Source organism: Streptococcus sp. CL6.22 (assembly GCF_049738055.1).
In the GTDB taxonomy this organism is placed as follows: Bacteria; Bacillota; Bacilli; order Lactobacillales; family Streptococcaceae; genus Streptococcus; species Streptococcus mitis_DJ.
The window spans coordinates 1-22,620 of record NZ_JBKOTV010000014.1; the positions used below are offsets into that span (position 1 = coordinate 1).

Annotated in this window: 26 protein-coding genes; 9 read left to right on the top strand and 17 right to left on the bottom strand. The window is 41.1% G+C overall.

The genetic code is table 11. The features are described from left to right. Positions 1-42: 42 nt before the first annotated feature. From ACLNCW_RS07865 to tsaB, 9 genes are all read right to left on the bottom strand, one after another. Positions 43-555 (bottom strand): HdeD family acid-resistance protein, encoded by a 513-nt coding sequence (locus tag ACLNCW_RS07865; protein ID WP_000036821.1) that lies wholly within the window; start codon positions 553-555, stop codon positions 43-45. Next, a complete protein-coding gene (locus tag ACLNCW_RS07870; RefSeq protein ID WP_228111187.1) occupies positions 555-800 on the bottom strand; it encodes a hypothetical protein in 246 nt (81 codons plus the stop codon). Before ACLNCW_RS07870 ends, ACLNCW_RS07865 begins: the two co-directional genes overlap by 1 nt. Continuing rightward, complete coding sequence (locus tag ACLNCW_RS07875; RefSeq protein ID WP_004254991.1) at positions 793-1,239, bottom strand: TetR/AcrR family transcriptional regulator; 447 nt, start codon at positions 1,237-1,239, stop codon at positions 793-795. The genes ACLNCW_RS07870 and ACLNCW_RS07875 overlap by 8 nt, the downstream gene beginning before the upstream one ends. Positions 1,240-1,382: 143 nt before the next feature. Next, positions 1,383-2,609 carry an MFS transporter gene (locus tag ACLNCW_RS07880; RefSeq protein WP_004254988.1) on the bottom strand — a complete coding sequence of 409 codons (1,227 nt, stop codon included), beginning with the start codon at positions 2,607-2,609 and terminating at the stop codon, positions 1,383-1,385. Between the two features lie 121 nt (positions 2,610-2,730). Next, positions 2,731-3,015: a bacteriocin immunity protein gene (locus ACLNCW_RS07885; RefSeq protein ID WP_004254985.1), complete on the bottom strand. Its 285-nt coding sequence runs from the start codon at positions 3,013-3,015 to the stop codon at positions 2,731-2,733. Between the two features lie 230 nt (positions 3,016-3,245). Beyond that, positions 3,246-4,109, bottom strand: a complete 864-nt coding sequence (locus tag ACLNCW_RS07890; RefSeq protein WP_004254984.1) for an Rgg/GadR/MutR family transcriptional regulator — start codon at positions 4,107-4,109, stop codon at positions 3,246-3,248. 103 nt (positions 4,110-4,212) lie between these two features. Further along, a complete protein-coding gene (gene tsaD, locus ACLNCW_RS07895; protein ID WP_238096101.1) occupies positions 4,213-5,223 on the bottom strand; it encodes a tRNA (adenosine(37)-N6)-threonylcarbamoyltransferase complex transferase subunit TsaD in 1,011 nt (336 codons plus the stop codon). Next, positions 5,213-5,650: a ribosomal protein S18-alanine N-acetyltransferase gene (gene rimI, locus ACLNCW_RS07900; RefSeq protein ID WP_078238060.1), complete on the bottom strand. Its 438-nt coding sequence runs from the start codon at positions 5,648-5,650 to the stop codon at positions 5,213-5,215. Before rimI ends, tsaD begins: the two co-directional genes overlap by 11 nt. Further along, positions 5,647-6,330: a tRNA (adenosine(37)-N6)-threonylcarbamoyltransferase complex dimerization subunit type 1 TsaB gene (tsaB, locus tag ACLNCW_RS07905; protein WP_424845867.1), complete on the bottom strand. Its 684-nt coding sequence runs from the start codon at positions 6,328-6,330 to the stop codon at positions 5,647-5,649. Before tsaB ends, rimI begins: the two co-directional genes overlap by 4 nt. A 177-nt stretch (positions 6,331-6,507) precedes the next feature. On the opposite strand from tsaB, the gene cibA reads away from it, so the two are divergent. After that, the gene (gene cibA, locus ACLNCW_RS07910) at positions 6,508-6,693 is read left to right on the top strand and encodes a fratricide two-peptide bacteriocin subunit CibA (RefSeq protein WP_000180841.1); all 186 of its coding nucleotides are present in this window, start codon (positions 6,508-6,510) and stop codon (positions 6,691-6,693) included. Position 6,694: 1 nt separating this feature from the next. Then, on the top strand, positions 6,695-6,847 hold the full coding sequence (gene cibB, locus ACLNCW_RS07915; protein WP_000974044.1) for a fratricide two-peptide bacteriocin subunit CibB: 153 nt from the start codon (positions 6,695-6,697) through the stop codon (positions 6,845-6,847). A 301-nt stretch (positions 6,848-7,148) separates the two neighbouring features. On the opposite strand, the gene ACLNCW_RS07920 is transcribed toward cibB, so the two are convergent. After that, the gene (locus ACLNCW_RS07920; RefSeq protein ID WP_049500723.1) at positions 7,149-7,364 is read right to left on the bottom strand and encodes a hypothetical protein; all 216 of its coding nucleotides are present in this window, start codon (positions 7,362-7,364) and stop codon (positions 7,149-7,151) included. A gap of 278 nt (positions 7,365-7,642) precedes the next feature. On the opposite strand from ACLNCW_RS07920, the gene ACLNCW_RS07925 reads away from it, so the two are divergent. Continuing rightward, positions 7,643-7,876: a DNA-dependent RNA polymerase subunit epsilon gene (locus ACLNCW_RS07925; protein WP_000639572.1), complete on the top strand. Its 234-nt coding sequence runs from the start codon at positions 7,643-7,645 to the stop codon at positions 7,874-7,876. 1 nt (position 7,877) lies between these two features. After that, positions 7,878-9,557 carry a ribonuclease J1 gene (gene rnjA, locus ACLNCW_RS07930; protein ID WP_308525777.1) on the top strand — a complete coding sequence of 560 codons (1,680 nt, stop codon included), beginning with the start codon at positions 7,878-7,880 and terminating at the stop codon, positions 9,555-9,557. A gap of 139 nt (positions 9,558-9,696) precedes the next feature. On the opposite strand, the gene mnmG is transcribed toward rnjA, so the two are convergent. From mnmG to mnmA, 3 genes are all read right to left on the bottom strand, one after another. Further along, positions 9,697-11,610 carry a tRNA uridine-5-carboxymethylaminomethyl(34) synthesis enzyme MnmG gene (gene mnmG / locus ACLNCW_RS07935; RefSeq protein ID WP_125415403.1) on the bottom strand — a complete coding sequence of 638 codons (1,914 nt, stop codon included), beginning with the start codon at positions 11,608-11,610 and terminating at the stop codon, positions 9,697-9,699. A gap of 9 nt (positions 11,611-11,619) precedes the next feature. Next, positions 11,620-12,075, bottom strand: coding sequence for an NUDIX hydrolase (locus ACLNCW_RS07940; RefSeq protein ID WP_031237265.1), 456 nt, complete (start codon positions 12,073-12,075; stop codon positions 11,620-11,622). A 140-nt stretch (positions 12,076-12,215) separates the two neighbouring features. After that, positions 12,216-13,337 (bottom strand): tRNA 2-thiouridine(34) synthase MnmA, encoded by a 1,122-nt coding sequence (mnmA, locus tag ACLNCW_RS07945; RefSeq protein WP_424845873.1) that lies wholly within the window; start codon positions 13,335-13,337, stop codon positions 12,216-12,218. A 302-nt stretch (positions 13,338-13,639) separates the two neighbouring features. Here mnmA and ACLNCW_RS07950 point away from each other — a divergent pair, with 302 nt between their 5' ends. Then, positions 13,640-14,512 carry a hypothetical protein gene (locus ACLNCW_RS07950; RefSeq protein ID WP_261012769.1) on the top strand — a complete coding sequence of 291 codons (873 nt, stop codon included), beginning with the start codon at positions 13,640-13,642 and terminating at the stop codon, positions 14,510-14,512. A 185-nt stretch (positions 14,513-14,697) separates the two neighbouring features. On the opposite strand, the gene ACLNCW_RS07955 is transcribed toward ACLNCW_RS07950, so the two are convergent. Then, positions 14,698-15,285 (bottom strand): hypothetical protein, encoded by a 588-nt coding sequence (locus ACLNCW_RS07955; RefSeq protein ID WP_261050664.1) that lies wholly within the window; start codon positions 15,283-15,285, stop codon positions 14,698-14,700. Between the two features lie 322 nt (positions 15,286-15,607). On the opposite strand from ACLNCW_RS07955, the gene ACLNCW_RS07960 reads away from it, so the two are divergent. Next, positions 15,608-16,471 carry a helix-turn-helix transcriptional regulator gene (locus tag ACLNCW_RS07960; protein WP_265465361.1) on the top strand — a complete coding sequence of 288 codons (864 nt, stop codon included), beginning with the start codon at positions 15,608-15,610 and terminating at the stop codon, positions 16,469-16,471. 51 nt (positions 16,472-16,522) lie between these two features. Here the strand turns inward: ACLNCW_RS07960 and ACLNCW_RS07965 are convergent, their stop codons facing one another. Continuing rightward, positions 16,523-17,173 carry a LysM peptidoglycan-binding domain-containing protein gene (locus tag ACLNCW_RS07965; RefSeq protein ID WP_000843470.1) on the bottom strand — a complete coding sequence of 217 codons (651 nt, stop codon included), beginning with the start codon at positions 17,171-17,173 and terminating at the stop codon, positions 16,523-16,525. Between the two features lie 239 nt (positions 17,174-17,412). Here ACLNCW_RS07965 and sdaAB point away from each other — a divergent pair, with 239 nt between their 5' ends. From sdaAB to ACLNCW_RS07980, 3 genes are read left to right on the top strand one after another with little or no spacing between them, the layout of a single operon-like run. Next, positions 17,413-18,084, top strand: coding sequence for an L-serine ammonia-lyase, iron-sulfur-dependent subunit beta (gene sdaAB, locus ACLNCW_RS07970; RefSeq protein ID WP_000838912.1), 672 nt, complete (start codon positions 17,413-17,415; stop codon positions 18,082-18,084). An 8-nt stretch (positions 18,085-18,092) separates the two neighbouring features. After that, positions 18,093-18,965 carry an L-serine ammonia-lyase, iron-sulfur-dependent, subunit alpha gene (gene sdaAA, locus ACLNCW_RS07975; RefSeq protein WP_424845918.1) on the top strand — a complete coding sequence of 291 codons (873 nt, stop codon included), beginning with the start codon at positions 18,093-18,095 and terminating at the stop codon, positions 18,963-18,965. A 21-nt stretch (positions 18,966-18,986) separates the two neighbouring features. Next, positions 18,987-19,619, top strand: coding sequence for an HAD hydrolase-like protein (locus tag ACLNCW_RS07980; RefSeq protein WP_261056838.1), 633 nt, complete (start codon positions 18,987-18,989; stop codon positions 19,617-19,619). A gap of 109 nt (positions 19,620-19,728) precedes the next feature. Here the strand turns inward: ACLNCW_RS07980 and ACLNCW_RS07985 are convergent, their stop codons facing one another. Both ACLNCW_RS07985 and ACLNCW_RS07990 read right to left on the bottom strand, forming a co-directional pair. Beyond that, positions 19,729-21,579 (bottom strand): polysaccharide biosynthesis protein, encoded by a 1,851-nt coding sequence (locus tag ACLNCW_RS07985; protein ID WP_045612427.1) that lies wholly within the window; start codon positions 21,577-21,579, stop codon positions 19,729-19,731. Between the two features lie 85 nt (positions 21,580-21,664). Then, positions 21,665-22,495 (bottom strand): glycosyltransferase, encoded by an 831-nt coding sequence (locus ACLNCW_RS07990; RefSeq protein ID WP_261047830.1) that lies wholly within the window; start codon positions 22,493-22,495, stop codon positions 21,665-21,667. Positions 22,496-22,620: the final 125 nt, after the last annotated feature.

Sequence of the window (22,620 nt, forward strand, 5' to 3'; positions counted from 1 at the left end):
AAAAAGTCTGCTGATTGTAATCAGACAGACTCCATTTTATTCTTATTTAATCTTGAAGAATTGAACAATTGCCACAATACCTTGATAAATAAAGACAAAGGCAATGGTGTAACTAATATAGAGACCGGTCATCAATGGGTGTCCCATCATGATTAAACCTGCTACGATTCCTAAAATCCCCATCCAAACTAGAGGGGTACCTACCGATTTATCCGTCTTACGAACCTTGAAACCAACGATAGTTTTTGTAATACCATTTGTCAAGGCCCATAAAGAAATGATAAATGGTACAAATGTTACCATTTCAATAAAGCTACCTGAGAACAAGGTAAGAGCGAGGATGAGGGTAACAATTCCTCCAAATAAATTCCAGCCATGCTTTTCTTCTGATTTGAAGTATTGTACAATCTCAGAAATCCCTTGAACTGCAAATACAAGTGCAAACCAGAAAGTCATGGAAGCCAAGCTAATAAGAGGATGTGCAAACATATTAAAACCTACAAAAACTGCAAAAATACCCGCAATTAGTAACAACCATTTCCAAATTTTCGACATTATTTTTCTCCTTTTTTAGAGGAATCTTCCTCTAGTATTCCATAAATCATCATATCCAAAACCTGTGATAATTGATGTTCATATCCTGAAACCAAGTCAGGCAAACTGCTATCTGACGAAACAGTTAAATAATAGGAACGAAACATATCCTGAATCAATCGCAGATAGTCCATAGCTCGTTTCTCATCAATATGCTCTTTCAGTTTGGATTCTGATATAAGTTTTTGACAAACTTGTTCATTCAAGTCCAAAAAGATAGCTTTTGGATTCTGATATAAGTTTTTGACAAACTTGTTCATTCAAGTCCAAAAAGATAGCTTTCTGTGGTGCAATGTCTGCTTCCAATTCTTCTGGTGTCGCAATCATTGCCTCAAAGAAAATGTGGCTATGTTCTGGGTATTGCTGATAAAATTGGTGACGTCTTTCCATATAATCAGCTAAGGAGGGCACTTGACCTTCCACCCCCAGAAACACTGCCAAAGCTTTCTCAAAACTCTCCTGAAAACAAGTTAGATAGAGGTCTGATTTCCCTGAAAAATTATGATACAAAACTCCTTTGGAAATACCATCCACTTTACAAAGTTCATTGATGACAAAACCTTGATAGCCTTTTGTAGCAAATTCAAACAAAGCAGCGGTAATGATTTTCTCTCTTCGTAGTCTTGTTTTTTCTTCTTTTCTCATGTATTTATCTCTACATTTTTGAATTATAAACCGATTGGTCTGAAATGTCAAGCAACTTTCTCAAAAATTTAACAGTCTGCTGATTGTAGCCATCATAAACAGACTGGAATCCAGTCTCAAACATATAATATACACATTCTTCGCTAAATGTTTTCACGGATATTCAAGAGTATGATAAAGGCAGCTAGAAGAAATAGCAATAAAACAAAGCTAACTGCCAGAGTTCCAAAGCTAGTAGCAATGGTTACCAAAGCTATTGTAAATAAGCTAGGTAAAACAACTGTAATGGCACCGATAGAGGATTGAACTGCTCCCATTGACTCCTCAGGTATTTGTTTAAAAATGAGTTCCTGTAATCGAGGAGAGAGGATACCTGCGAAAAAGGCATCCAAGGCACTAAAGATAAGAATCCAGTCAAAACGAACTGCCACAAAGCCAACTAAAAGGAGTAATTGGATAATAAGCGAGGCATATAGGGCTAGTTTTATGGAGATTGTATTCTTCAGATAGCCACTCACAAGGCTTCCGACAATAAGGGCTGACAATTCAAGGGTGGATAACAAGGCAAGAGATTGACCTGTTTGTAAATTCAAAAAGGGCTGATTCCTCAAAAACAGAGTAGAAACAGGAACTGTAACATTTATCACTGCTTGACTAATAGAGATAATAAACAAAACCAAGAGCACCTTATTCATATTCCATATCAATTTTGATGATTGGAGCAGATGCTGGCAAAAGGATTTTACAGAGAGTCCTTCTTGATAGCTAATCGTTTTTTCTACTTTCAAGAGGTCTGTTTTTATGAAAAGAATACCTAAAAATGCGATTAAAAAGGTCAGAGCATTCAGTAAGGAAATAGACTGGATAGATAGAATACCTAGTAAGACTCCTCCTAGAATATTACTGATTGTTTTCACTAAACTAACAGTTGACTGTTTAAATCCAATAGCTTCTGCCAGATGGTCTTGCCCAATAATTCTAATGAAAATCGGAGTGAGCATGGCGCCTGAAAAATAACTCAATGTGTCAGATAAGAGGTTAATCAGACAAATAAATGCTACTAATAACAAGGAAAAGGACTGCCCTGAAAGTGATAAAGAAACGATAGAGTAAAGCAAAAATTTTGCAAAACTAATCATTGTATATTTTAGGACACGATGATGTTGAAAATCCGCCAAAACTCCCAGAAAGATTTGCAGAACTTGAGGAAGGGTTTCTGAAATCGTGATCAGTAAAATCGCCAAAGGGGCAAAAGATGCATCTGCCACATAATTCAAAAAGGCCAGATAAAAAATCGTATCCCCAACCGTTGAAATCCACTGGTTGATGGTTAATTGCCTAAAATTTCTATTTTGAAGAAATACTTTCATCACAACTCCTTTTAAAGTTCCAGTGTATAGAAAACAAGACTTGGTTTAATATTGAACTCCAAGCCTTGCTCATATTCAGATTCATCCATTATATGATGTTCATGCCGTATTTTATAATAAATCATATCTTAAAAATACCAGACCACACTATTCCCTGCTTGTATTTAGCTTCTTTCTTTTGGACAAATTTTGCTAAATCCAACAACTCTGTCGGCGGTTCACCTTTAAAGCTCAACAATTCTTTAGAGACGGCAAAAGAAAGACGTACAGCTAACAAATCTTCATTAGTACTAGAGAACTGTTTTGCTGTTTCCAGCAATTGCTTCCTAAATTCTTCCGTCAAGCTAATTTCTTTATTATTGTATAGGGAATGAATTAACATTTGTAACTGACTTTGTTTTTCCATCGTTTACCTCATTTTATCTAGGACGCCAAGTTTCACTTTTAGTCCAGCCATTTACAGTATGCTCATAATTAAACATATACTGTACGAATTCCCATCTATAAACCACTTCTGCGACTTAGGATCTGCTTGAAGTGCTTTACAAGGATAGTATAACACGAAAATTAGCTTATTTTAGAAAATCGCATATTTGATATTTTTTCTTATAGAAATTTCAGATTTGCAATTGTTGACTACTCAATAAGTTCTTTGTATTGCTTCAAACGCAATTCGAAGAGGGCTAGCAATTGTGGATTTTCTAATACTTGCAGAGATTGGATAAATCTTTCAATCTCTTTTTGATTGCTTCCTTTGGTTTGAAGGAAAATCTTCATTTTCTTTAAAAACTGCCACAATACTTTTTCAAAAACATCGTATGGACGAAGCATGCTCTCTAGCTCAGCTTCAAAAATTGGGATATAAGAGAAAAGTTTACGCTCCATGAGTTCTGATATAATATTCAGAAATCCACTTTTCATATACAATCGATTATGTACCAACTCTTTAAATTCCCTAGATTTCTCAATTAAAGCGGTCGATAAAAATATCAAATCTTGATTGCTCAAGAAGGGCATGGTATTGCAAAAGAGATAGAGTTCAAACCAGGTCCAAGACTCAATAGCATAGAGATAGATAGTCAAAAACTCGCTATCTTCTTTTACTAATGGATAGTTCTTATTTAAGGAATGGAGTGCGTTTTTAATTACAATGGCATTCAAACGACGATAGGTCTCTGCCATCTGTTCTTGCTCGACTTCCTCCAACAGTTGCTCTAAACCAGCTATATCTTGGTGGGCAAAGCGATCCACAACCTTTCTACCAATTCGCATATGTGGAGATTCTTGATAGTTGTTGAGCTTGTGCCCAAACTCATCAAAGGTCACATTTATACCTTGGATAGCTAGAATCAACTTATCTGCAGACAGCATAGACTGCCCTAGTTCGAACTTGGATAGCTGAGAAGCTGTTAGTCCAGCACAAGCCACATCTGACTGCTTGAGCTTTCTAGCCAAACGTAATTCCTTGTAAAATTCCCCCAATTCCATTCTCCCAATCATCTGACCACCTCCTATTCTTTATATATTATATCATTATTTACATTTATTTGTCAAAATATTCTGACATTTCGGCAAGTAAAAAAGTCAGCCTTAAGCTGACTCTTTATTCCATAGTATCAAAAGCGAGACTTGGTTTGGCATTGAGGCCCAAGTTTGCAAAGTTTTCTTTGTTCCACTCGCTAACGCTAGCATAGGCAATCATACCTGCATTGTCTCCGCAGAGGCGCAGAGGTGGAATGATGACATTGACATCTGTGATTTCAGTTGCTAGGCGTTCTCTAAGGCCTTTATTGGCTGCTACCCCACCTGCCACGACAAGGGTTTTAACAGGGTACTTCTCCAAAGCCTTCTTAGTTTTTGCCATAAGAATATCCAAGACAGCGGCTTGGAAGGAAGCACACAAATCCTCTGTAGACAGACTCTCTCCCTTTTGCTCGGCATTGTGGTGAAGATTGATAAAGGCAGATTTCAAACCTGAGAATGAAAACTCCAGATTATCTTCCTTAATCATGGCTCGAGGAAAATCATAAATATCCTGCCCCTGATGAGCTAGCTCGTCAATCTCACGACCGGCAGGATAGGTCAAGCCCATGACACGGCCAACCTTATCATAGGCCTCACCAACCGCGTCATCTCGCGTTTCCCCAACAATCTTGTAATCACCAGCCTCCGAAACATAAACCAACTCTGTGTGCCCACCGCTAACCAAGAGGGCTAGCAAGGGAAACTCCAAAGGCTCCACACTCTGAGCGGCCATGAGGTGGCCAGCCATGTGGTTAACGGGAATCAGCGGAAGCCCATGTGCCCAAGCAAAGGCCTTGGCAGCTGACAAACCAACTAGTAAGGCTCCGACCAAGCCCGGTCCATAGGTAACCGCCACAGCTGTTACGTCCTCTTCGGTAATTCCTGCTTCTGCTAGAGCCTCCTCGATACAGGCTGTAATGACCTCGACATGGTGACGACTAGCTACTTCTGGCACTACGCCCCCAAAACGTTTGTGGCTCTCGATTTGACTAGCAATGACATTGGACAAGAGCTGGTCGTCGTTTTTTAAGACAGCGACACTGGTCTCATCACAGGATGTCTCAAATGCTAAAATATATCTATCCTTCATCTATTTCTCTCTTCATGATGATGGCGTCCTCGACTGGGTCATGGTAGTAGGCCTTTCGCTCAGCGATGACTGCCATCTTTTCTTTCTTGTAAAATGCTTGCGCTCGGTGATTTGACTTTCTGACTTCGAGGAAAATCTCCTTATCTGCCGGCAATTGAGCAAACAAGGCCGAGGCAATTCCCTGACCCTGATAGGCTCCTTTGACAGCGATTTGCAGGACTTCTGCTTCAAATAGATTCTCCTGCACAGCTAAAAATCCAATCACTTCTGCTCCATCATAAGCTAGAGCATACCAAGTCTGATCTTGGGACAAATCTGCTTGGATTTGTTCCAGCGTCCAAGAACTGACTGGGTAAACAGCTGCCATAACAGCGTAGATGGCTTGAGCCAGATCAGGTTGCTGTTGAGTTCCTTTGATTTCTATCATAGGCGTTTAATATAAGACTCGCCAGATTCGGTGTGATTCTTTAGCCAGTTTTCCTCAGCCTCGACACGCTTGAGGTAGTTCGGCACAAAATCATGCAAGGAGTCTGCTTCCTTGTCCCAAGCCAAAAGAGCAAGATTGGCTGCATTAGGCAAGGTTTCTTTGTAATTAGTCCTTGGCAAGTGTTCTTGAATCTGCTCCACAAAGGGGGCAACTTCTCCGACAAAGGTTACCTGACTAGCACCCTTAACTTTCTCTAACACCTCTTCAAAAGATAGGTGCGCTTCTGGCATGACAGGTTTGGCATTTTCATAAAATCCTGCATAAACATTGTTGCGACGCGCATCCATCAAGGGAACGAACAAGCCTTCTTGTTGGTAGGGCACCAGAGCCAAGAGGCTAGACATACCAACTAACTCAATGTTCAGGGTATGAGCCAAAGTCTTGGCAGTTGCTACCGCGATTCGCAAACCTGTGTAGCTACCTGGCCCTTCCGCCACAACGATTCTATCCAAATCCTTGGGCGTCCAGTTCACACTTGCCATCAAAAAATCGATGGCAGGCATGAGGGTAATACTGTGATTTTTCTTAATATTAATCGTCGTCTCGGCAAGAACCTGCTTGTCCTCTAAAATAGCGAGAGAAAGAGCCTTGCTGGACGTATCAAAAGCTAATACTTTCATAACACATTCCTATCTTTTTGTCTGCTTACTATTATACTACAAAAGCTGGCACATGGGAATTTTCTTTGCCCCCAAACAAAAATGCCTATACTTAGCTAAAAAATAATTTAAAAAATGCTCACTTTTCCTTTTCTTTTCCGAATATAAAAGTGAACAAGAAAAAAGGAGGAAAGTTCAATGACAAATTTTGACGTTCTTGACAATCAATTTTTATCCTTATCTGAAAATGAATTATCAGATATTGATGGCGGTCTCGCTCCCTTGGTTATCTTTGGAGTAGCAGTATCTTGGAAAGCTATTGCAGGTGGAACAGCACTTATAGGTTCTGGTTTGGCAGCTGGTTATTTTTTAGGAGGAGATTAATATGATGAAAGATTTGAACAACTATTGTGAAATTTCTAATAAGGAATTGCAAGAAATAAAGGGTGGTTTTGGTGTAGGTGTTGGTATCGCTTTATTTATGGCAGGTTATACCATTGGAAAAGACCTTCGTAAAAAGTTTGGTAAGTCATGCTAGATAAAAAACACATTTTTAGAAGGATAAATTTTATTATCTTTATCTCTTATAGTTTGCTCAGCATTCTCAATGATTTAAACATTACTACTATCCCTTTACCAATCGATTTATCTGTTTGTATTGTTTTGTTTTTAGTCTTCAACTCTATTTTTGAGCAGAAGAATCATTAATATAAAGCTAATAAGCTCTGAAAATTCCATTGTCATGTCATTTTAGAAAAATGCAAAGACCACCTCATCTTGATAGATGGGGTGGAATTTTCTTTGCCCCCAAACAAAAATACCCCAGCAGAGCAGGGCATCTAAGCATTTAATCCAAAGTAAAATATAAACCAAACTACATAGGTTACGAGGAGGAGAAAAAGCGAGTAGAGAGTCACAAAGGTAATTTTCCACAAGAACTTGGTTTGTCGTTGTTCCAGTTTGGCAAATAGAAGATTCCCTCCATAAACGCAAGCAACAAAAACAATAAAAGCTACCAAGCGAGCTCCGATAGCAAAAGCAAATAAATTATACATAGGGCAACCTCCTTGACTTAAAAACTATAGGGAATTGTGACAAATGATAAATTCCACTTCCATTATCAAAATAACATATTTTCTTTATTTTTGCAAACGCTTACCAACGAGTAACCCTATGACTTTCTCGTTTCCGTCTTTTACTAATTTTTCATTTTGTGGTATAATTGAAATAATTGTAACGAATCAAGGTCAATCTAGACACAAAATGGAATGAAATCAAGCAAATCTATGCTAAAAGTTTGGAATAAGCTGACCTGTAAATAGAAAGGAACTATATGATTTACAAAGTTTTTTATCAAGAAACAAAAGAACGTAGCCCACGTCGTGAAACAACACGCGCACTTTACCTAGACATCGATGCCAGCTCAGAACTTGAGGGCCGCATCGCTGCTCGCCAACTTGTCGAAGAAAATCGCCCAGAGTACAATATCGAGTATATCGAACTCTTGTCTGACAAATTGCTAGATTACGAAAAAGAAACTGGCGCCTTCGAAATTACGGAGTTCTAATATGGCCTACACTCTTAAACCTGAAGAAGTCGGCGTTTTTGCCATCGGTGGTCTGGGAGAAATCGGGAAAAACACTTACGGGATTGAATACCAAGACGAGATTGTTATCGTCGATGCTGGGATTAAATTCCCAGAAGATGACTTGCTGGGTATCGACTATGTCATTCCTGACTACTCATACATCGTGGACAATATCGACCGCGTCAAGGCTGTCTTAATCACACACGGACACGAGGACCACATCGGTGGGATTCCTTTCCTACTCAAGCAAGCAAATGTCCCTATCTATGCTGGACCACTTGCCTTGGCTTTGATCCGTGGGAAACTCGAAGAACACGGCCTCTTGCGCAACGCCAAACTTTACGAAATCAACCACAACACTGAGTTGACCTTTAAAAATCTCAAGGCAACTTTCTTTAGAACCACTCACTCCATTCCAGAGCCTTTGGGGATTGTTATTCATACACCTCAAGGAAAAATCGTCTGTACGGGTGACTTTAAGTTCGACTTTACTCCAGTTGGAGAACCTGCGGACTTGCACCGTATGGCTGCCCTTGGCGAAGAAGGCGTGCTCTGTCTCCTGTCTGACTCAACAAATGCAGAAGTGCCAACCTTTACCAACTCTGAAAAAGTCGTTGGTCAGTCCATCATGAAGATTATCCAAGGCATAGAGGGACGTATCATCTTTGCATCCTTTGCCTCAAATATCTTCCGTCTCCAGCAAGCAACAGAAGCTGCTGTTAAGACTGGACGTAAGATCGCTGTCTTTGGTCGTTCGATGGAAAAGGCCATTGTCAACGGAATCGATCTTGGCTACATCAAAGCTCCTAAGGGAACCTTTATCGAGCCAAATGAAATCAAAGACTACCCTGCTGGCGAGGTTCTTATCCTCTGTACAGGTAGTCAGGGGGAGCCAATGGCAGCCCTCTCTCGTATCGCCAACGGAACCCACCGTCAGGTACAACTCCAACCCGGTGATACGGTTATCTTCTCTTCTAGTCCAATCCCTGGAAACACTACTAGCGTCAACAAGCTGATTAACATCATTTCAGAAGCTGGTGTCGAAGTTATCCACGGTAAGGTTAACAATATCCATACATCTGGACACGGTGGCCAACAAGAGCAAAAACTTATGCTCCGCTTGATTAAGCCAAAATACTTCATGCCTGTTCACGGTGAATACCGCATGCAAAAAGTCCATGCTGGACTTGCGGTGGATACTGGTGTTGAGAAGGACAATATCTTTATCATGAGCAATGGTGATGTGCTTGCCCTTACTGCTAACTCAGCTCGTATTGCAGGTCATTTCAACGCCCAAGACATCTATGTCGATGGAAATCGTATCGGTGAAATCGGCGCAGCTGTCCTCAAAGATCGTCGTGATCTATCTGAAGACGGTGTCGTTCTGGCAGTCGCAACTGTTGACTTCAAATCGCAGATGATTCTATCTGGTCCAGACATCCTCAGTCGAGGCTTTGTCTACATGAGAGAGTCTGGCGACTTGATTCGCCAAAGCCAACGCATCCTCTTCAATGCCATTCGTATCGCACTGAAAAACAAGGATGCTAGCGTGCAATCTGTCAATGGTGCCATTGTCAACGCTATTCGCCCCTTCCTTTATGAAAATACAGAACGTGAACCGATCATCATCCCTATGATCCTCACACCAGATGAAGAATAAGTCAAAAAAACAGCCCCGTCCTCGGAGCTGTTTTTCTCTATGCTTTCTTTTGAGGTTAAAACTCAATAAAAATCGAAATCAGACTAGAAGGCTAGGCGAAAGCATAACTTGAGTTAGGTGAGCCGAAGCCGACGACGTATCATTTTGATTTTTGAAGAGTTTTAGAAATACTACGATTTTTACCTTCAAGATACACCATCAGAATAGAAATATCTGCTGGGTTTACTCCCGAAATACGGCTGGCTTGGCCGATGGTTTCTGGATTGATCAGTTTGAACTTCTGACGGGCTTCTGTTGCGATAGAATCAATATCATCCCAGTCGATATTAGCTGGAATACGTTTTTCTTCCATTCGTTTCATCTTGGCAACCTGGTCCATGGCTTTGGAAATATAGCCTTCGTACTTGATTTCTGTTTCAATCAATTCGATAATCTTGTCATCCAAGTCCTCTGCTGCTGGCCCGATGAAGGCTACCACATCTTGGTAAGAAACTTCTGGACGGCGAAGGAATTCCTTGGCTGTCACCGCATCTGTCAACGGCTTGAAGCCCATCTCCTCAACCTTGGCATTGGTTTCCTTTACTGGCTTGAGTTTGATGCTGTCTAGGCGTTTCATCTCATTGTCAAATTGATTTTTCTTGATTTCAAATCGAGCCCAGCGTTCATCGTCCACAAGTCCAATCTCGCGTCCCATCTCTGTCAAACGCATATCGGCATTGTCATGACGGAGAATGAGACGGTATTCAGCACGACTGGTCAATAGACGGTAGGGTTCAATGGTTCCCTTGGTCACCAAGTCATCAATCATCACCCCGATATAACCATCACTGCGCTTCAAAATCAATTCAGGCTTGCCTTGGATTTTCAGAGCCGCATTAATACCTGCGATAATCCCTTGCCCAGCAGCTTCTTCGTAACCTGACGTTCCATTGGTCTGACCAGCAGTGAAAAGTCCGGAGATTTTCTTGGTTTCCAGAGTCGCACGCAACTGGTGTGGCAAGACCATGTCATACTCAATGGCATAACCTGTTCGCATCATCTCTGCATTTTCCAAACCTTTGATAGAATGAACAAGTTCACGTTGCACATCTTCAGGTAAACTGGTTGAGAGGCCTTGGACATAGACTTCCTCAGTATTGCGCCCTTCTGGCTCAAGGAAGAGTTGGTGGCGTTCCTTGTCCGCAAAGCGCACAATCTTGTCTTCAATCGACGGACAGTAACGAGGACCCACTCCCTTGACCACACCTGTAAACATAGGCGCACGGTGGAGGTTGTTTTGGATAATCTCATGACTTGTACCGTTGGTGTAGGTCAACCAGCATGGCACTTGGTCCTTTACATAGTCCTCATCACGTGAAGTATATGAGAAGTGATTTGGCGCTTCGTCTCCTGGCTGAATCTCGGTCACATCGTAGTTGATTGAAGAAGCCTTGACACGTGGAGGGGTTCCCGTCTTGAAACGACCGATTTCGAGGCCCAGTTCCTTGAGATTGTCAGCAAGGTTAATAGAAGCTAGGCTGTGGTTAGGACCTGATGAATACTTAAGGTCTCCAATGATAATTTCCCCACGGAGGGCCGTCCCTGTCGTCACGATAACAGCCTTAGCAGCATATTCTTGATGGGTTGCTGTACGAACACCAACAACCTTGCCATCTTCAACCAAAATCTCATCAATCATGGTTTGACGAAGGGTCAGATTCTCTTGATTTTCAACTGTCTTGCGCATCTCCTTAGAGTAAAGCTCCTTGTCAGCCTGCGCACGAAGGGCACGGACAGCTGGCCCCTTCCCTGTGTTAAGCATCTTCATCTGGATGTAAGTCTTGTCAATGGTTTTGGCCATCTCGCCACCGAGGGCATCAACTTCACGCACAACAATCCCTTTGGCAGAACCACCGATAGAGGGGTTACAAGGCATGAAAGCCAGCATTTCAATATTGATGGTCGCAAGTAAGACCTTACAACCCATACGACTAGCAGCTAGGGATGCTTCTACCCCAGCGTGTCCCGCACCAATTACAATAATATCGTATTCTTCAGTAAAATTATAAGTCATGTTTCTCTCCTATTCCTCAAGATGGATGTGTCTTAGTTGGCCGTCCCAATCTGGTAGGGCTGTTTTTAGAAAGGCTGGAACTAACTGGAAATCCTCAAGTTTATCCAAATCAATCCATTCACAGGGCTGCCTTTTCTCATCTTCCTGCATGGTCAATGGGGCATCTTCAAGCAAGTCCACCAGATAATGAAATTCAATGTTGTGATAGGAAACACCGTCTTGTTCAAAATGATTTTCAACAACAAAAGCTAGTTGCCCAGCTTGAGCTTTGACACCCAGTTCTTCCCTGACTTCACGGACAACTGCGTCCTTCGTTCTTTCATTGACTTGGATCGCACCGCCAATAGTGTAATACTTGTTCTTGTCTTTGGTGACTAGAATCTTGCGATTTTGGAGAATCAAGGCTGTCGCCCGAACTCCAAAAACCGTATTTCCTACTTTTGTCCGAAAGTCTTGCTGAGTCATTCTTGTCCTTTCCCTTAAACGACACAAAAACAGTCAAAACTCCAAAGAAGTGCAGGACAAAAAAGCCTGCAACATCCATGAGCTTTGACCATCATTTCTATTGCTTTTATTATTGTAGCAAATTGAGAAAATTTGTCAATCTAAATGTACTGACAAACTTGTCCATCACGGTAAGCATTGTCAATCAAACCACCACCTAGACACTCTTCGCCATCGTAAAAGACAGCTGCCTGTCCTGGTGTAATCGCGCGTTGCGGTTCTGCAAAGATAACCTCTGCCTTATCTCCTTTGACATGTACTATCACCTTAGAATCAGGCTGACGGTAGCGGAACTTTGCTGTGCATTCTAGTGTAAATTCCTCTGGCATATCACGAGTAAAGTGAACTTGACTGGCCTCTAGGCTAGTTGACATGAGCGAATCATGGTAGAATCCTTGTCCTACATAGAGAATATTCTTGCTTAGGTCTTTTCCGACAACGAACCAAGGGGCATTGTCACCACCGTGTTGCCCACCGATACCAAGTCCACCACGCTGACCAATTGTATAGTACATAAGACCTGCATGCTCGCCCATATCGCGACCATCTACAGTCATCATGCGACCTGGCTGAGCTGGCAGGTAGTTGCTGAGAAAGTTTTTAAAGTTCTTTTCTCCGATAAAGCAAATCCCTGTCGAGTCTTTCTTCTTAGCAGTCGCAAGGCCTGCTTCTTCTGCTAGTCTGCGAACTTCAGGTTTTTCTAAATGTCCCAGCGGGAACATGGTTTTTTGGAGCTGTTCTTGCGAAAGCTGGCTGAGAAAATAGGTCTGATCCTTGCCATTGTCCACGCCACGAAGCATGTGAACTGTCCCATCCTCATCACGCGCCACTCGGGCATAGTGCCCAGTCGCCACATAGTCTGCCCCCAAAGTCATGGCATAGTCCAAAAAGGCCTTGAACTTGATTTCCTTGTTGCACATAACATCTGGATTTGGCGTGCGTCCTGCACGGTATTCCGCTAGGAAATACTCAAAAACGCGGTCCCAGTACTCTTTTTCAAAATTGACAGAGTAGTAGGGAATGCCAATCTGGTCTGCTACCGCAGCCACATCCTTGTAATCTTCGGTCGCCGTACAGACGCCGTTTTCATCTGTGTCGTCCCAGTTCTTCATGAAGATACCGATCACATCGTAGCCCTGCTCCTTGAGAAGAAGAGCTGTCACCGACGAATCAACACCACCACTCATCCCTACGACAACACGTGTTTTAGAGTTCTCACTCATGGTAAGTCTCCCATCTATTCGTTTATTCACGATTGAAGGTCGTGTGTGCTTAACGATTGAAGGTCGCTTGAGCAGTATTCATTATAACATGCTTGGTTGGAGAAGACAAGAAAGAGGCTGTCAATCGACCAACCTCTTTGTAAATACATATATAATTGTTTAAAAAGAGGGTAATTTATAGCTTAATCCCTCTACTGCTTATTATCTTATTTATAAAATAAACTAAAAATGATATACTATATTGAGGAGGAATACGTACATGATCCCTTAAAGATACTACCATCCATGTACGTAGAACGATTGTGAAAAACTACAAAGATATTCTAAAATCAAAAAATACCATTTTTACTATTATCATTGTCGCAAGTATTGGACTTTTAATTGGTCTAGTCATTCACCAAGAAAACATCTTAACAGAAAGAGGCAATATTGCTTTCTTCAAACGGCAAAAAAATGAACAAGATGTCGAACAAGTAAAAAAAGCCATCAAAGATTTTAATATCGATTCTGAAACAATTATAGAAGATTGGAAAAGAATTCAAGAATTGAAGCCAAACACTGACGAAGGCAAGCAAACATTAGCAGACTTTCTTACTACTACGTCCGATAAAATCACCAATCATTATAGCGAAAAAGCTTTAAAAATGGATATAAAGGAATCCGATAGTCAGTTTGAAGATAAACAAACACTTGAAACAGCCATCACTTCCTTACAAAAAATACTAGAAATCATTAAAAGTGTTAACTCCACAAGCGAACAAACCACTATTGATGAAAAAATAAAACCCATCCAAGAACTAATTTCTAAATTCCAAAAGCAAGTTGAAGTCTTGACCAAAAAAGAAGGACAAAAGACTGACAAAAAAGAAACAGGAACGACTAGTAGCGAGGGGGAAAGAGAAACCTATTCTTCAGGAGGAGGGAGCTACACTCCAACCTATACTGAGTCAAATGGGAGCAGATACAGTTCACAAGCGCCTGCAAGCGAACAACCTTCATCTGATAGTGCTGGCAGCAGCGGAAATGATGTGGCAAGTACACAAAATCAAGCAGCTAATACTTCAGAAGCTCAAGCAGAAACTAATACCAATAGTAACAATGCTGAAGTTCCCACAACAAACAGTGATGATCTCGCTAGTTTAGGTGGCGGAGTTACATCATTCGGTCAGCAGTAAGCAATCGGCTATCACTAATTTAATTGTCTTTTATCGAACAAAGTATATAAAAGTCTAACAAAAACTAACTTCTAAATAAAACCACACAGTCATTCCAATATTGAACATAATCAAATTGAAAGGGATACTGTGTGGTTTTTGAATTGTTGAACATTCAGAGATTCCATTTTTGGGGCAATTGTCTATCAAAATGTCCTTTTATCTGTCAATAATCCTAAAAAATCTTGTCGTTTCAAGTCGGAGAAATGTTTGGCGGAAAGACTTCCCTTTTGAAGTCCATCATCTCTGACCTGCAAATAATAGCTATGTTGGCTTGTTTTAATCGTCAAAAAGTCTCCAAATACAAAAGCTCTTTTCCAGTTGCGAATCTCAAATTCTTTTATCTCTGATTTGGGAATACGGATAAGTCCTTGTCGCAAATCACGATGATGCTCACTTGTGAAAGTCATCCCATTTCCAAGATTTCTTATCAGCAGTTCATCTGGAGTTACCATCACCAGCGCTATTTTAGTTAAGAAAATTTCAACTGTTGGTGGTAAAATCGCCAAATCAAACCAAGGATGTAGGTAGCGATAGGCTAAGAAATAATGAGACTCCTCACCCAATCCTAGTTGTTTATACAAGGTCTTGACTTCACTATCTAACCTCGCTTCAAAAGACACATCCGAATGCTCTTCTTCCTTCCTCTGATTAACATAACGCATCCAGACTAGGAAACCTATAAAGACTAGGACAAATATTCCTGATAAAAGATATTTTAAATTGTAGTTCATCGCTTAACCTCCTGATTCACACCTCTGCCTAAAACAGAAGCCTATTTATTTTGAAAATAGGTCCATCATAACTTTAAATAAGACGGGTGTCATTAAAATTAGGATAATTCCTATCACAAATATCATGACTACTCGAAAAAGTTCCTTATTTTTAAACATTTTTCCACCCCTTTTCTAGCTACATCATAGTACTCATTAACCCCATATTAAAATTACATCAAACTTATTTTAGCTTTCTTTTTTACTTTTTATATTACTATGATACAATATTTTTAATAGGATTTTATTGTTTGTTAACTTTTTTCACTAAAAGGAGAAAATCATGCGTTATGATTTTGGAAAGGTCTATAAAGAAATACGTGAGTCAAAAGGATTAACCCAAGAAGAGGTCTGCGGAGATGTCCTATCAAGAACCAGCCTATCAAAGATTGAAAGTGGTAAGGCAACTCCTAAATATGAAAATATGGATTTTCTTCTTCGGCAAATGAATATGAGTTTTGAAGAATTTGACTACATCTGCCATCTCTATCAGCCGAGCCAACGGACAGAAATCATGCAAACTTATCTCAATATGAATTCCATCATTGGTGGCAGTGGTCTAGTTCATTTTTTTGAAACATGCCAAAACTATCTCAAGACCCATCACGACCTGCCTATAGAAGAAATCAGGGATATGCTGGAAGTTGTCATTCATATTCGCCAACATGGTACAGAGCAACTGTCAGACCAAGTGAAACAAACTGTCAAAAAACTTTGGGAAAAAATTGAAAAACAAGATACATGGTATGAAAGTGACCTAAAAATCCTCAATACCATCCTTTTCAGCTTTCCTATTGAACACCTCCATCTCATCACTGAAAAAATCTTGCAACGCTTGGAAGTCTATAAAAACTACCAACATTTATATGACTTGCGAATGGCAATCCTACTCAACCTTTCCACCATTTACTTATATCATCAAGACAGAAACATGTGTCAACAAATCTGCTATACTTTACTAGAGGATGCCAAGAACAAGAAAAGCTACGATATGCTTGCTATCTGCTATGTCCGTATTGGGATTTGTAGGGATGATGCTAAACTTATCCAAAAAGGGTTCTCCCTTCTAGAGCTGACCGATGAAACTTCCATTCTAGCCTTTCTCAAAAAAGAAGTGGAGATCTATTATCAACCGAAAGAAATATAAAAAAGTCGAGGGATTTCCTCGACTTTTTCAAATTATTCTGTTCATTATTTCTTAATACCAGCCGTTGTTAAGCCAGAAGTTTTTAGCAGCTGACCATGAACCGTAACGTCCTGCAACGTAAGCATCTGCTACACGTTCTTGGTTTTCAGCTGAGTAGTCACCGTTCAAGTATGAATCTGTCAATTGGTAACGTCCAATGTATTGGCCGTTTGTAGCTGTATAGCTACCACCTGATTCTTTTTGTGCAATCCATTCTTTAGCTTCTGCTTCAGATCCACTTACAGTTGCAGCTGGTGCTGAAGTTTCTGCTGCAGCAACAGTTTCTTCTGCTACAGGAGCGCTTGCAGCTGGTGCTGCTTCTTCTACTACTTCTGTAGTTTCTGCTACTGGAGCTGAAACAGTTTCATCTTGAGCAGCTGGTGCCGCATAAGTAGCTGGCGCTGGTGTTGCAACAGGTGCTACAGGACCATCGATAACCAACTCTTGACCAACATAAATCAAATGAACGTTGTCGATGTGGTTGTTTTCTGCCAATTTCTCAACAGTTGTGTTGTGAGTTTCAGCGATTTCTGAAAGTGTATCACCTTCTTTAACAGTGTAAGTTGATGATTCTTGAGCAGATACAAATGATGGAGCAAATACTGCAAACAAGGCAGCTACTCCTGCAAGAGTTGTTTTAATCTTTTTAGTTGTTGATTTCATATTTGAAAATTCTCCTTCTTTCTATAGTTCTATCATACCCTTTAAATATTACCGTTTCTTGACACTTTTATGTAGAAATATTACAAAATTATTTTTTATTTCTCTAAATAAGCCATTTTTTGTTACAAAAGATGCTTTTTTATGCTATTTGTAGTGTAAAAAGGTTTTCATCCACAATTAAAGCCAAGACCTTCATTCTTTGATATAATAGAGATAAGAATTTTTATAAGGGGAAACTGATGAAATCACTTCGTTTTCAATCTGTCTTTGATATCATCGGACCAGTTATGATTGGCCCATCTAGTAGCCATACAGCTGGTGCTGTTCGTATTGGGAAGATTGTCTCTTCCATTTTTGATGATACTCCGACAGAAGTCGAATTCCAACTATTTAACTCATTTGCCAAGACCTATCGTGGTCACGGAACAGACCTAGCCCTTGTTGCAGGTATTTTGGGCATGGATACAGATGATCCTGAAATCCCAAACAGCCTGGAAATTGCCCACAAGCGTGGCATCAAGATTGTCTGGACCATTCAGAAAGACAGCAATGCCCCTCACCCAAACACCACTAAAATTACCGTCAAAAATGCTCATAAGACCATTAGCGTGACTGGTATTTCTATCGGGGGAGGAAATATTCAGGTAACTGAACTCAATGGCTTTGCCGTCTCTCTCAATATGAATACACCGACTATCATCATTGTTCATCAAGATATTCCAGGTATGATTGCCCTCGTAACAGAGGCCCTTTCCCGCTATGGTATCAATATCGCTCAGATGAATGTTACTCGTGAAAAAGCTGGTGAAAAAGCTATTATGATTATCGAAGTTGACAGTCGCAACTGTGATGAGGCCATCGAAGAAATTCGAAAAATCCCTCATCTCCACAATGTCAATTTCTTTAAATAGGAGGAAGCATGTTTTATTCTATCAAAGAATTGGTCGAGCAAGCAGATCTGGACTTTCAAGGAAATGTCGCAGAACTCATGATTACAACAGAGTTTGAATTGACCGGTCGCGAACGTGAAGAAGTCTTCCTTCTCATGGAACGCAATCTGGAAGTCATGAAAGCCTCTGTCCAACTTGGTCTCAATGAAAATAAATCTCGTAGTGGCCTGACAGGTGGAGATGCTGCCAAATTGGATCACTACATTAAAAACGGAAAAACTCTGTCAGATTACACGATTCTCTCTGCTGCCCGAAATGCCATTGCAGTCAATGAACACAATGCTAAAATGGGCTTGGTTTGTGCCACTCCGACCGCAGGAAGTGCTGGCTGTCTGCCCTCAGTTCTAACAGCTGCTATTGAAAAATTAGACCTCAGCCACGAGCAACAGCTGGATTTCCTCTTTGCTGCTGGTGCCTTTGGACTAGTCATCGCAAACAATGCCTCTATCTCAGGGGCTGAAGGTGGCTGTCAGGCCGAGGTTGGTTCGGCCTCTGCTATGAGTGCTGCAGCCTTGACTCTAGCTGTCGGTGGAACACCTTATCAGGCCAGTCAGGCCACTGCCTTTGTCATTAAAAATATGCTAGGCCTCATCTGTGACCCTGTTGCCGGCTTGGTCGAAGTTCCCTGCGTCAAGCGCAATGCTATGGGAGCTAGCTTTGCCTTCATCGCAGCAGACATGGCCTTGGCAGGTATCGAATCTAAAATTCCTGTGGATGAAGTTATCGATGCCATGTACCAAGTAGGAGCAAGCATGCCAACTGCCTTCCGTGAAACAGCTGAAGGTGGTCTCGCTGCCACCCCTACTGGTCGTCGCCTCCAAAAAGAAATTTTCGGAGAATAAGTTTATCAAATAGGAGAAACCATGACCTCTATCACAGCGATCTTTTTCGATCTGGACGGAACCCTCGTTGACAGTTCTATCGGGATTCACAATGCCTTTGCCCATACCTTTAAGGAGCTGGGGGTGCCTAGTCCTGATACCAAAACGATTCGTGGTTTTATGGGACCACCCCTCGAAAGTAGTTTTGCGACCTGCCTTCCCAAAGAACTAATCTCTGAGGCAGTTCAGATATACCGTTCTTACTATAAGGAGAAAGGCATCCATGAAGCTCAACTCTTTCCTCAGATTGTAGTCTTGCTTAAGGAGCTATCAAGCAAATATCCTCTTTATATCACCACTACAAAGAATACCCCTACCGCTCAAGATATGACTAAAAACTTGGGAATCCATCATTTCTTTGATGGCATTTATGGCTCCAGCCCTGAAGCACCTCATAAGGCAGATGTCATTCGCCAAGCCTTACAGACACATCAACTAGCACCAGAACAGGCCATCATCATCGGAGATACCAAGTTTGATATGATGGGAGCTCAAGAAACAGGCATTCAGAAATTGGCCGTCACTTGGGGATTTGGAGAGCAAGCAGACTTGCTAAACTATCATCCTGATTTTATCGCTCACAAACCCATAGAAGTTTTGGAGTATTTTCAATAACATAGACTGGGCGACAACCCCATTTCAGAAGAAAATGAAGTAAATCTATACATAACAAAACGCATATTACCAAGGTTTTTCGATTCCTGATAATATGCGTTTTTCTTTTTTATTCAACGTGGGTAGTTTGATTGGCAAAGGCGATAATAGCTTGCTTCAACTCATCTCCACTAAGAGTGCGGAACTCTTCAATCTTTTGATCGATGGCTTCTAGAGGCATGACATTAACTTTACCAACGAAAATCTTATCCATAACCTGATTGTCAACGAGTTCGGTTGATACCAAGAGCTCTTCGTAGAGTTTTTCGCCTGGGCGGATTCCAACTTCAACAATTGGAATTTCGCTTTCGGTGTGTCCACTTAGAAGGACCATTTTCTTGGCCAAGTCATAAATCTTGACTGGTTTGCCCATATCAAGGATAAAGACTTCTCCATCCTTGGCATAAGCACCAGCATGGATAACCAAACGGCTAGCTTCTGGAATGGTCATAAAGTAACGGGTCATGCGGAAGTCTGTCACCGTTACAGGCCCACCTTCAGCAATCTGGCGTTCAAAGACTGGAATGACACTACCACGGCTACCAAGAACATTCCCAAAACGAACTGCACAGTAGGTTGATTGGCTACGTTGGTTAAAGCCAGTGACAATCAACTCAGCCACTCGCTTGGTTGCTCCCATAACATTTGGTGGATTAACCGCCTTATCTGTCGAAATCATAACCATCTTAGGTACTTTGGCTTCATCAACAGCCTTAGCAACATTGTAAGTTCCACGAATATTGTTTTTGAAGGCTTCTTTTGGATTGCGCTCCATCATAGGAACGTGCTTGTGGGCTGCCGCATGATAAACAATAGCTGGCTTGTACTTTTCAAAGACTTGCAACAAGCGGTCATAGTCTTGAATATCGGCAATAACTGGTACATAATCAATCCCTTGGAACTTGCGAATCAATTCATGATAAACGAGGTAGATTGAGTTTTCCCCATGACCGAGCAAAACAATGCGTTCAGGATTGAAACGGCTAACTTGTCGACAGATTTCAGAACCGATTGAGCCACCAGCACCTGTAACCAAGATTGTCTTACCTGTCAGTTCTGCGCCCAGACGCGATTCGTCAAGACGAATTTCCTGACGGCCCAAAAGGTCTGTGATATCAATCTTCTGGAATCCTCCACCTGCTTGGTGAAGTCCCTGAACAACGGTTTCAACCTTAGGCATCTTGTAACATTTGACACCCAGCTTATTACACATCTGCAAGATACGTTCATATTCTGACGGGTCAAGCGACGGAATCGCAACGATGACACGCTCGATTTGATGGCGTTTGGCTAATTCAGGCAGATCATCATATGAACCCAAAACAGGGATTCCACCAAGTTTTTGGCCCTTTTTCTTAGAATCCTTGTCCAAAATACCGACAAGTTCTAATTCACTAGTTGGATGTTGGTAACTATCCATAAAGAGGGCCCCACCATCACCAGCACCAATCAAGAAGGTTCGACGGTGTTCCCCATCACCACTGCCTTTTTTTCGTCTTGAATAGATTAGTTGCCAAGTAATCCGTGGCAATAAAATCAAGAAGGTACTCAACAAGATAAAGAGTACGATAAAACGGATGGAGAAGAGGGGCAAGAAGGCATAGCAGATACTATATGACAAGATACTGCTAGCAGTCACACCAAAAAAGATTTTCATGAAATCCGTAATCTTGCTGTAACGACTAATACTAGCGTTCAACCCCCAAAATCCAATCATCAATTGATAGAACAGGAAGGCCAAACTCGTGTAGATGATGTAGTCAACAGGTGCTGGATTAATCAATCCGTAGAATAAGATATAAGATACAATGATGGAAACCACCATACTCAAAATATCAAATATTCCCCAGAAAACCTGTTTTTGTTGTTTATTTAAAATTTCCACCAGATCAATCACATAATCTGTGAGTTTTTTATTCATAGAAATTTACTCCTCCTTAAAAGAGCCGAATAGTTATATTGTTATTATAACACTTTTTCTCTAGTTTATGATTTGCTACAATCTTTTACTTGCTTTTTCGTAACAGTTTCATAAAAATAAACTGTCGGACAAATCCAGGACAAAGGGCAACAATCATCTGAATGGCAACACTCTTGGCATACTCCATGTAAGAAATTTGCCCTCTCTTCAGCATGCGCTGACGAGCCTGGCGATAGAGTTTAAGGTAACGCAGTCCCCCACGACGCTCAAACATCCCTGCTCCAACACGAACCTTACACAAGATTTGATCGAGATTTCCAGTCTTAGCTCCTGCAGCAATCATATTGAGCCAGAGGAGGTCATCCTCCATATAAAGGCCATCCTCATAGTTGCCTGCCTTGAGAACCATGTCCTTCTTGAACATGACAGTCATGTGGTTAAAGGCACTTCTCATCCTTTGGTAAGCTACAATATCTGCATGCTGGGTTGGAACACGACGGTAAGAAACGATCTCATCAGGATTGTCAATAAACTCTGCAATATGTCCACCTAATAGGTCGAGCTTGTCCTTCTCCATTAGCTGAACCTGTTTCTCAAAACGGTCTGGAACAGCTATATCATCCGTATCCATACGAGCGATGATATCGTACTGACACTGCAAAACACCCTGTCGAAGAGCCAGACCCAAACCTTGATTATGCTCAAGAGGATAGCGTTTCACTGGAATATTAGACTCAGCTTCAAGCTGGTCTAATACCTGATAGAGCTCAGGTGTCAAAGGCCCATCCTCAACCAGAACCAATTCGCTCGGTTTCAGGGTCTGATTTTGAACACTCTCAATAGCATCCTTTAAAAATGTCGGATTTTCCTTGATATAGACCGACATCAATACGCTGATTTTTTGCTTTTCAGACACAGTTTTTCTCCAATGTATAGATTTCCTTCCACTATTTTATCATAATTTTCAAGACTTTCCCATTTTTATCTTGAAAGCCCAAAACCTTACTTGACATTATAAGGAAAAAACCTTAAAATAAGCTG

Bases quoted from the DNA above. Each gene is read 5' to 3' on its own strand.
- ACLNCW_RS07865 (WP_000036821.1), bottom strand. From the start codon at position 555: ATGTCGAAAATTTGGAAATGGTTGTTACTAATTGCGGGTATTTTTGCA.
- ACLNCW_RS07875 (WP_004254991.1), bottom strand. From the start codon at position 1,239: ATGAGAAAAGAAGAAAAAACAAGACTACGAAGAGAGAAAATCATTACC.
- ACLNCW_RS07880 (WP_004254988.1), bottom strand. From the start codon at position 2,609: ATGAAAGTATTTCTTCAAAATAGAAATTTTAGGCAATTAACCATCAAC.
- ACLNCW_RS07885 (WP_004254985.1), bottom strand. From the start codon at position 3,015: ATGGAAAAACAAAGTCAGTTACAAATGTTAATTCATTCCCTATACAAT.
- ACLNCW_RS07890 (WP_004254984.1), bottom strand. From the start codon at position 4,109: ATGATTGGGAGAATGGAATTGGGGGAATTTTACAAGGAATTACGTTTG.
- tsaD (WP_238096101.1), bottom strand. From the start codon at position 5,223: ATGAAGGATAGATATATTTTAGCATTTGAGACATCCTGTGATGAGACC.
- rimI (WP_078238060.1), bottom strand. From the start codon at position 5,650: ATGATAGAAATCAAAGGAACTCAACAGCAACCTGATCTGGCTCAAGCC.
- tsaB (WP_424845867.1), bottom strand. From the start codon at position 6,330: ATGAAAGTATTAGCTTTTGATACGTCCAGCAAGGCTCTTTCTCTCGCT.
- cibA (WP_000180841.1), top strand. From the start codon at position 6,508: ATGACAAATTTTGACGTTCTTGACAATCAATTTTTATCCTTATCTGAA.
- cibB (WP_000974044.1), top strand. From the start codon at position 6,695: ATGATGAAAGATTTGAACAACTATTGTGAAATTTCTAATAAGGAATTG.
- ACLNCW_RS07920 (WP_049500723.1), bottom strand. From the start codon at position 7,364: ATGTATAATTTATTTGCTTTTGCTATCGGAGCTCGCTTGGTAGCTTTT.
- ACLNCW_RS07925 (WP_000639572.1), top strand. From the start codon at position 7,643: ATGATTTACAAAGTTTTTTATCAAGAAACAAAAGAACGTAGCCCACGT.
- rnjA (WP_308525777.1), top strand. From the start codon at position 7,878: ATGGCCTACACTCTTAAACCTGAAGAAGTCGGCGTTTTTGCCATCGGT.
- mnmG (WP_125415403.1), bottom strand. From the start codon at position 11,610: ATGACTTATAATTTTACTGAAGAATACGATATTATTGTAATTGGTGCG.
- ACLNCW_RS07940 (WP_031237265.1), bottom strand. From the start codon at position 12,075: ATGACTCAGCAAGACTTTCGGACAAAAGTAGGAAATACGGTTTTTGGA.
- mnmA (WP_424845873.1), bottom strand. From the start codon at position 13,337: ATGAGTGAGAACTCTAAAACACGTGTTGTCGTAGGGATGAGTGGTGGT.
- ACLNCW_RS07955 (WP_261050664.1), bottom strand. From the start codon at position 15,285: ATGAACTACAATTTAAAATATCTTTTATCAGGAATATTTGTCCTAGTC.
- ACLNCW_RS07960 (WP_265465361.1), top strand. From the start codon at position 15,608: ATGCGTTATGATTTTGGAAAGGTCTATAAAGAAATACGTGAGTCAAAA.
- ACLNCW_RS07965 (WP_000843470.1), bottom strand. From the start codon at position 17,173: ATGAAATCAACAACTAAAAAGATTAAAACAACTCTTGCAGGAGTAGCT.
- sdaAB (WP_000838912.1), top strand. From the start codon at position 17,413: ATGAAATCACTTCGTTTTCAATCTGTCTTTGATATCATCGGACCAGTT.
- sdaAA (WP_424845918.1), top strand. From the start codon at position 18,093: ATGTTTTATTCTATCAAAGAATTGGTCGAGCAAGCAGATCTGGACTTT.
- ACLNCW_RS07980 (WP_261056838.1), top strand. From the start codon at position 18,987: ATGACCTCTATCACAGCGATCTTTTTCGATCTGGACGGAACCCTCGTT.
- ACLNCW_RS07985 (WP_045612427.1), bottom strand. From the start codon at position 21,579: ATGAATAAAAAACTCACAGATTATGTGATTGATCTGGTGGAAATTTTA.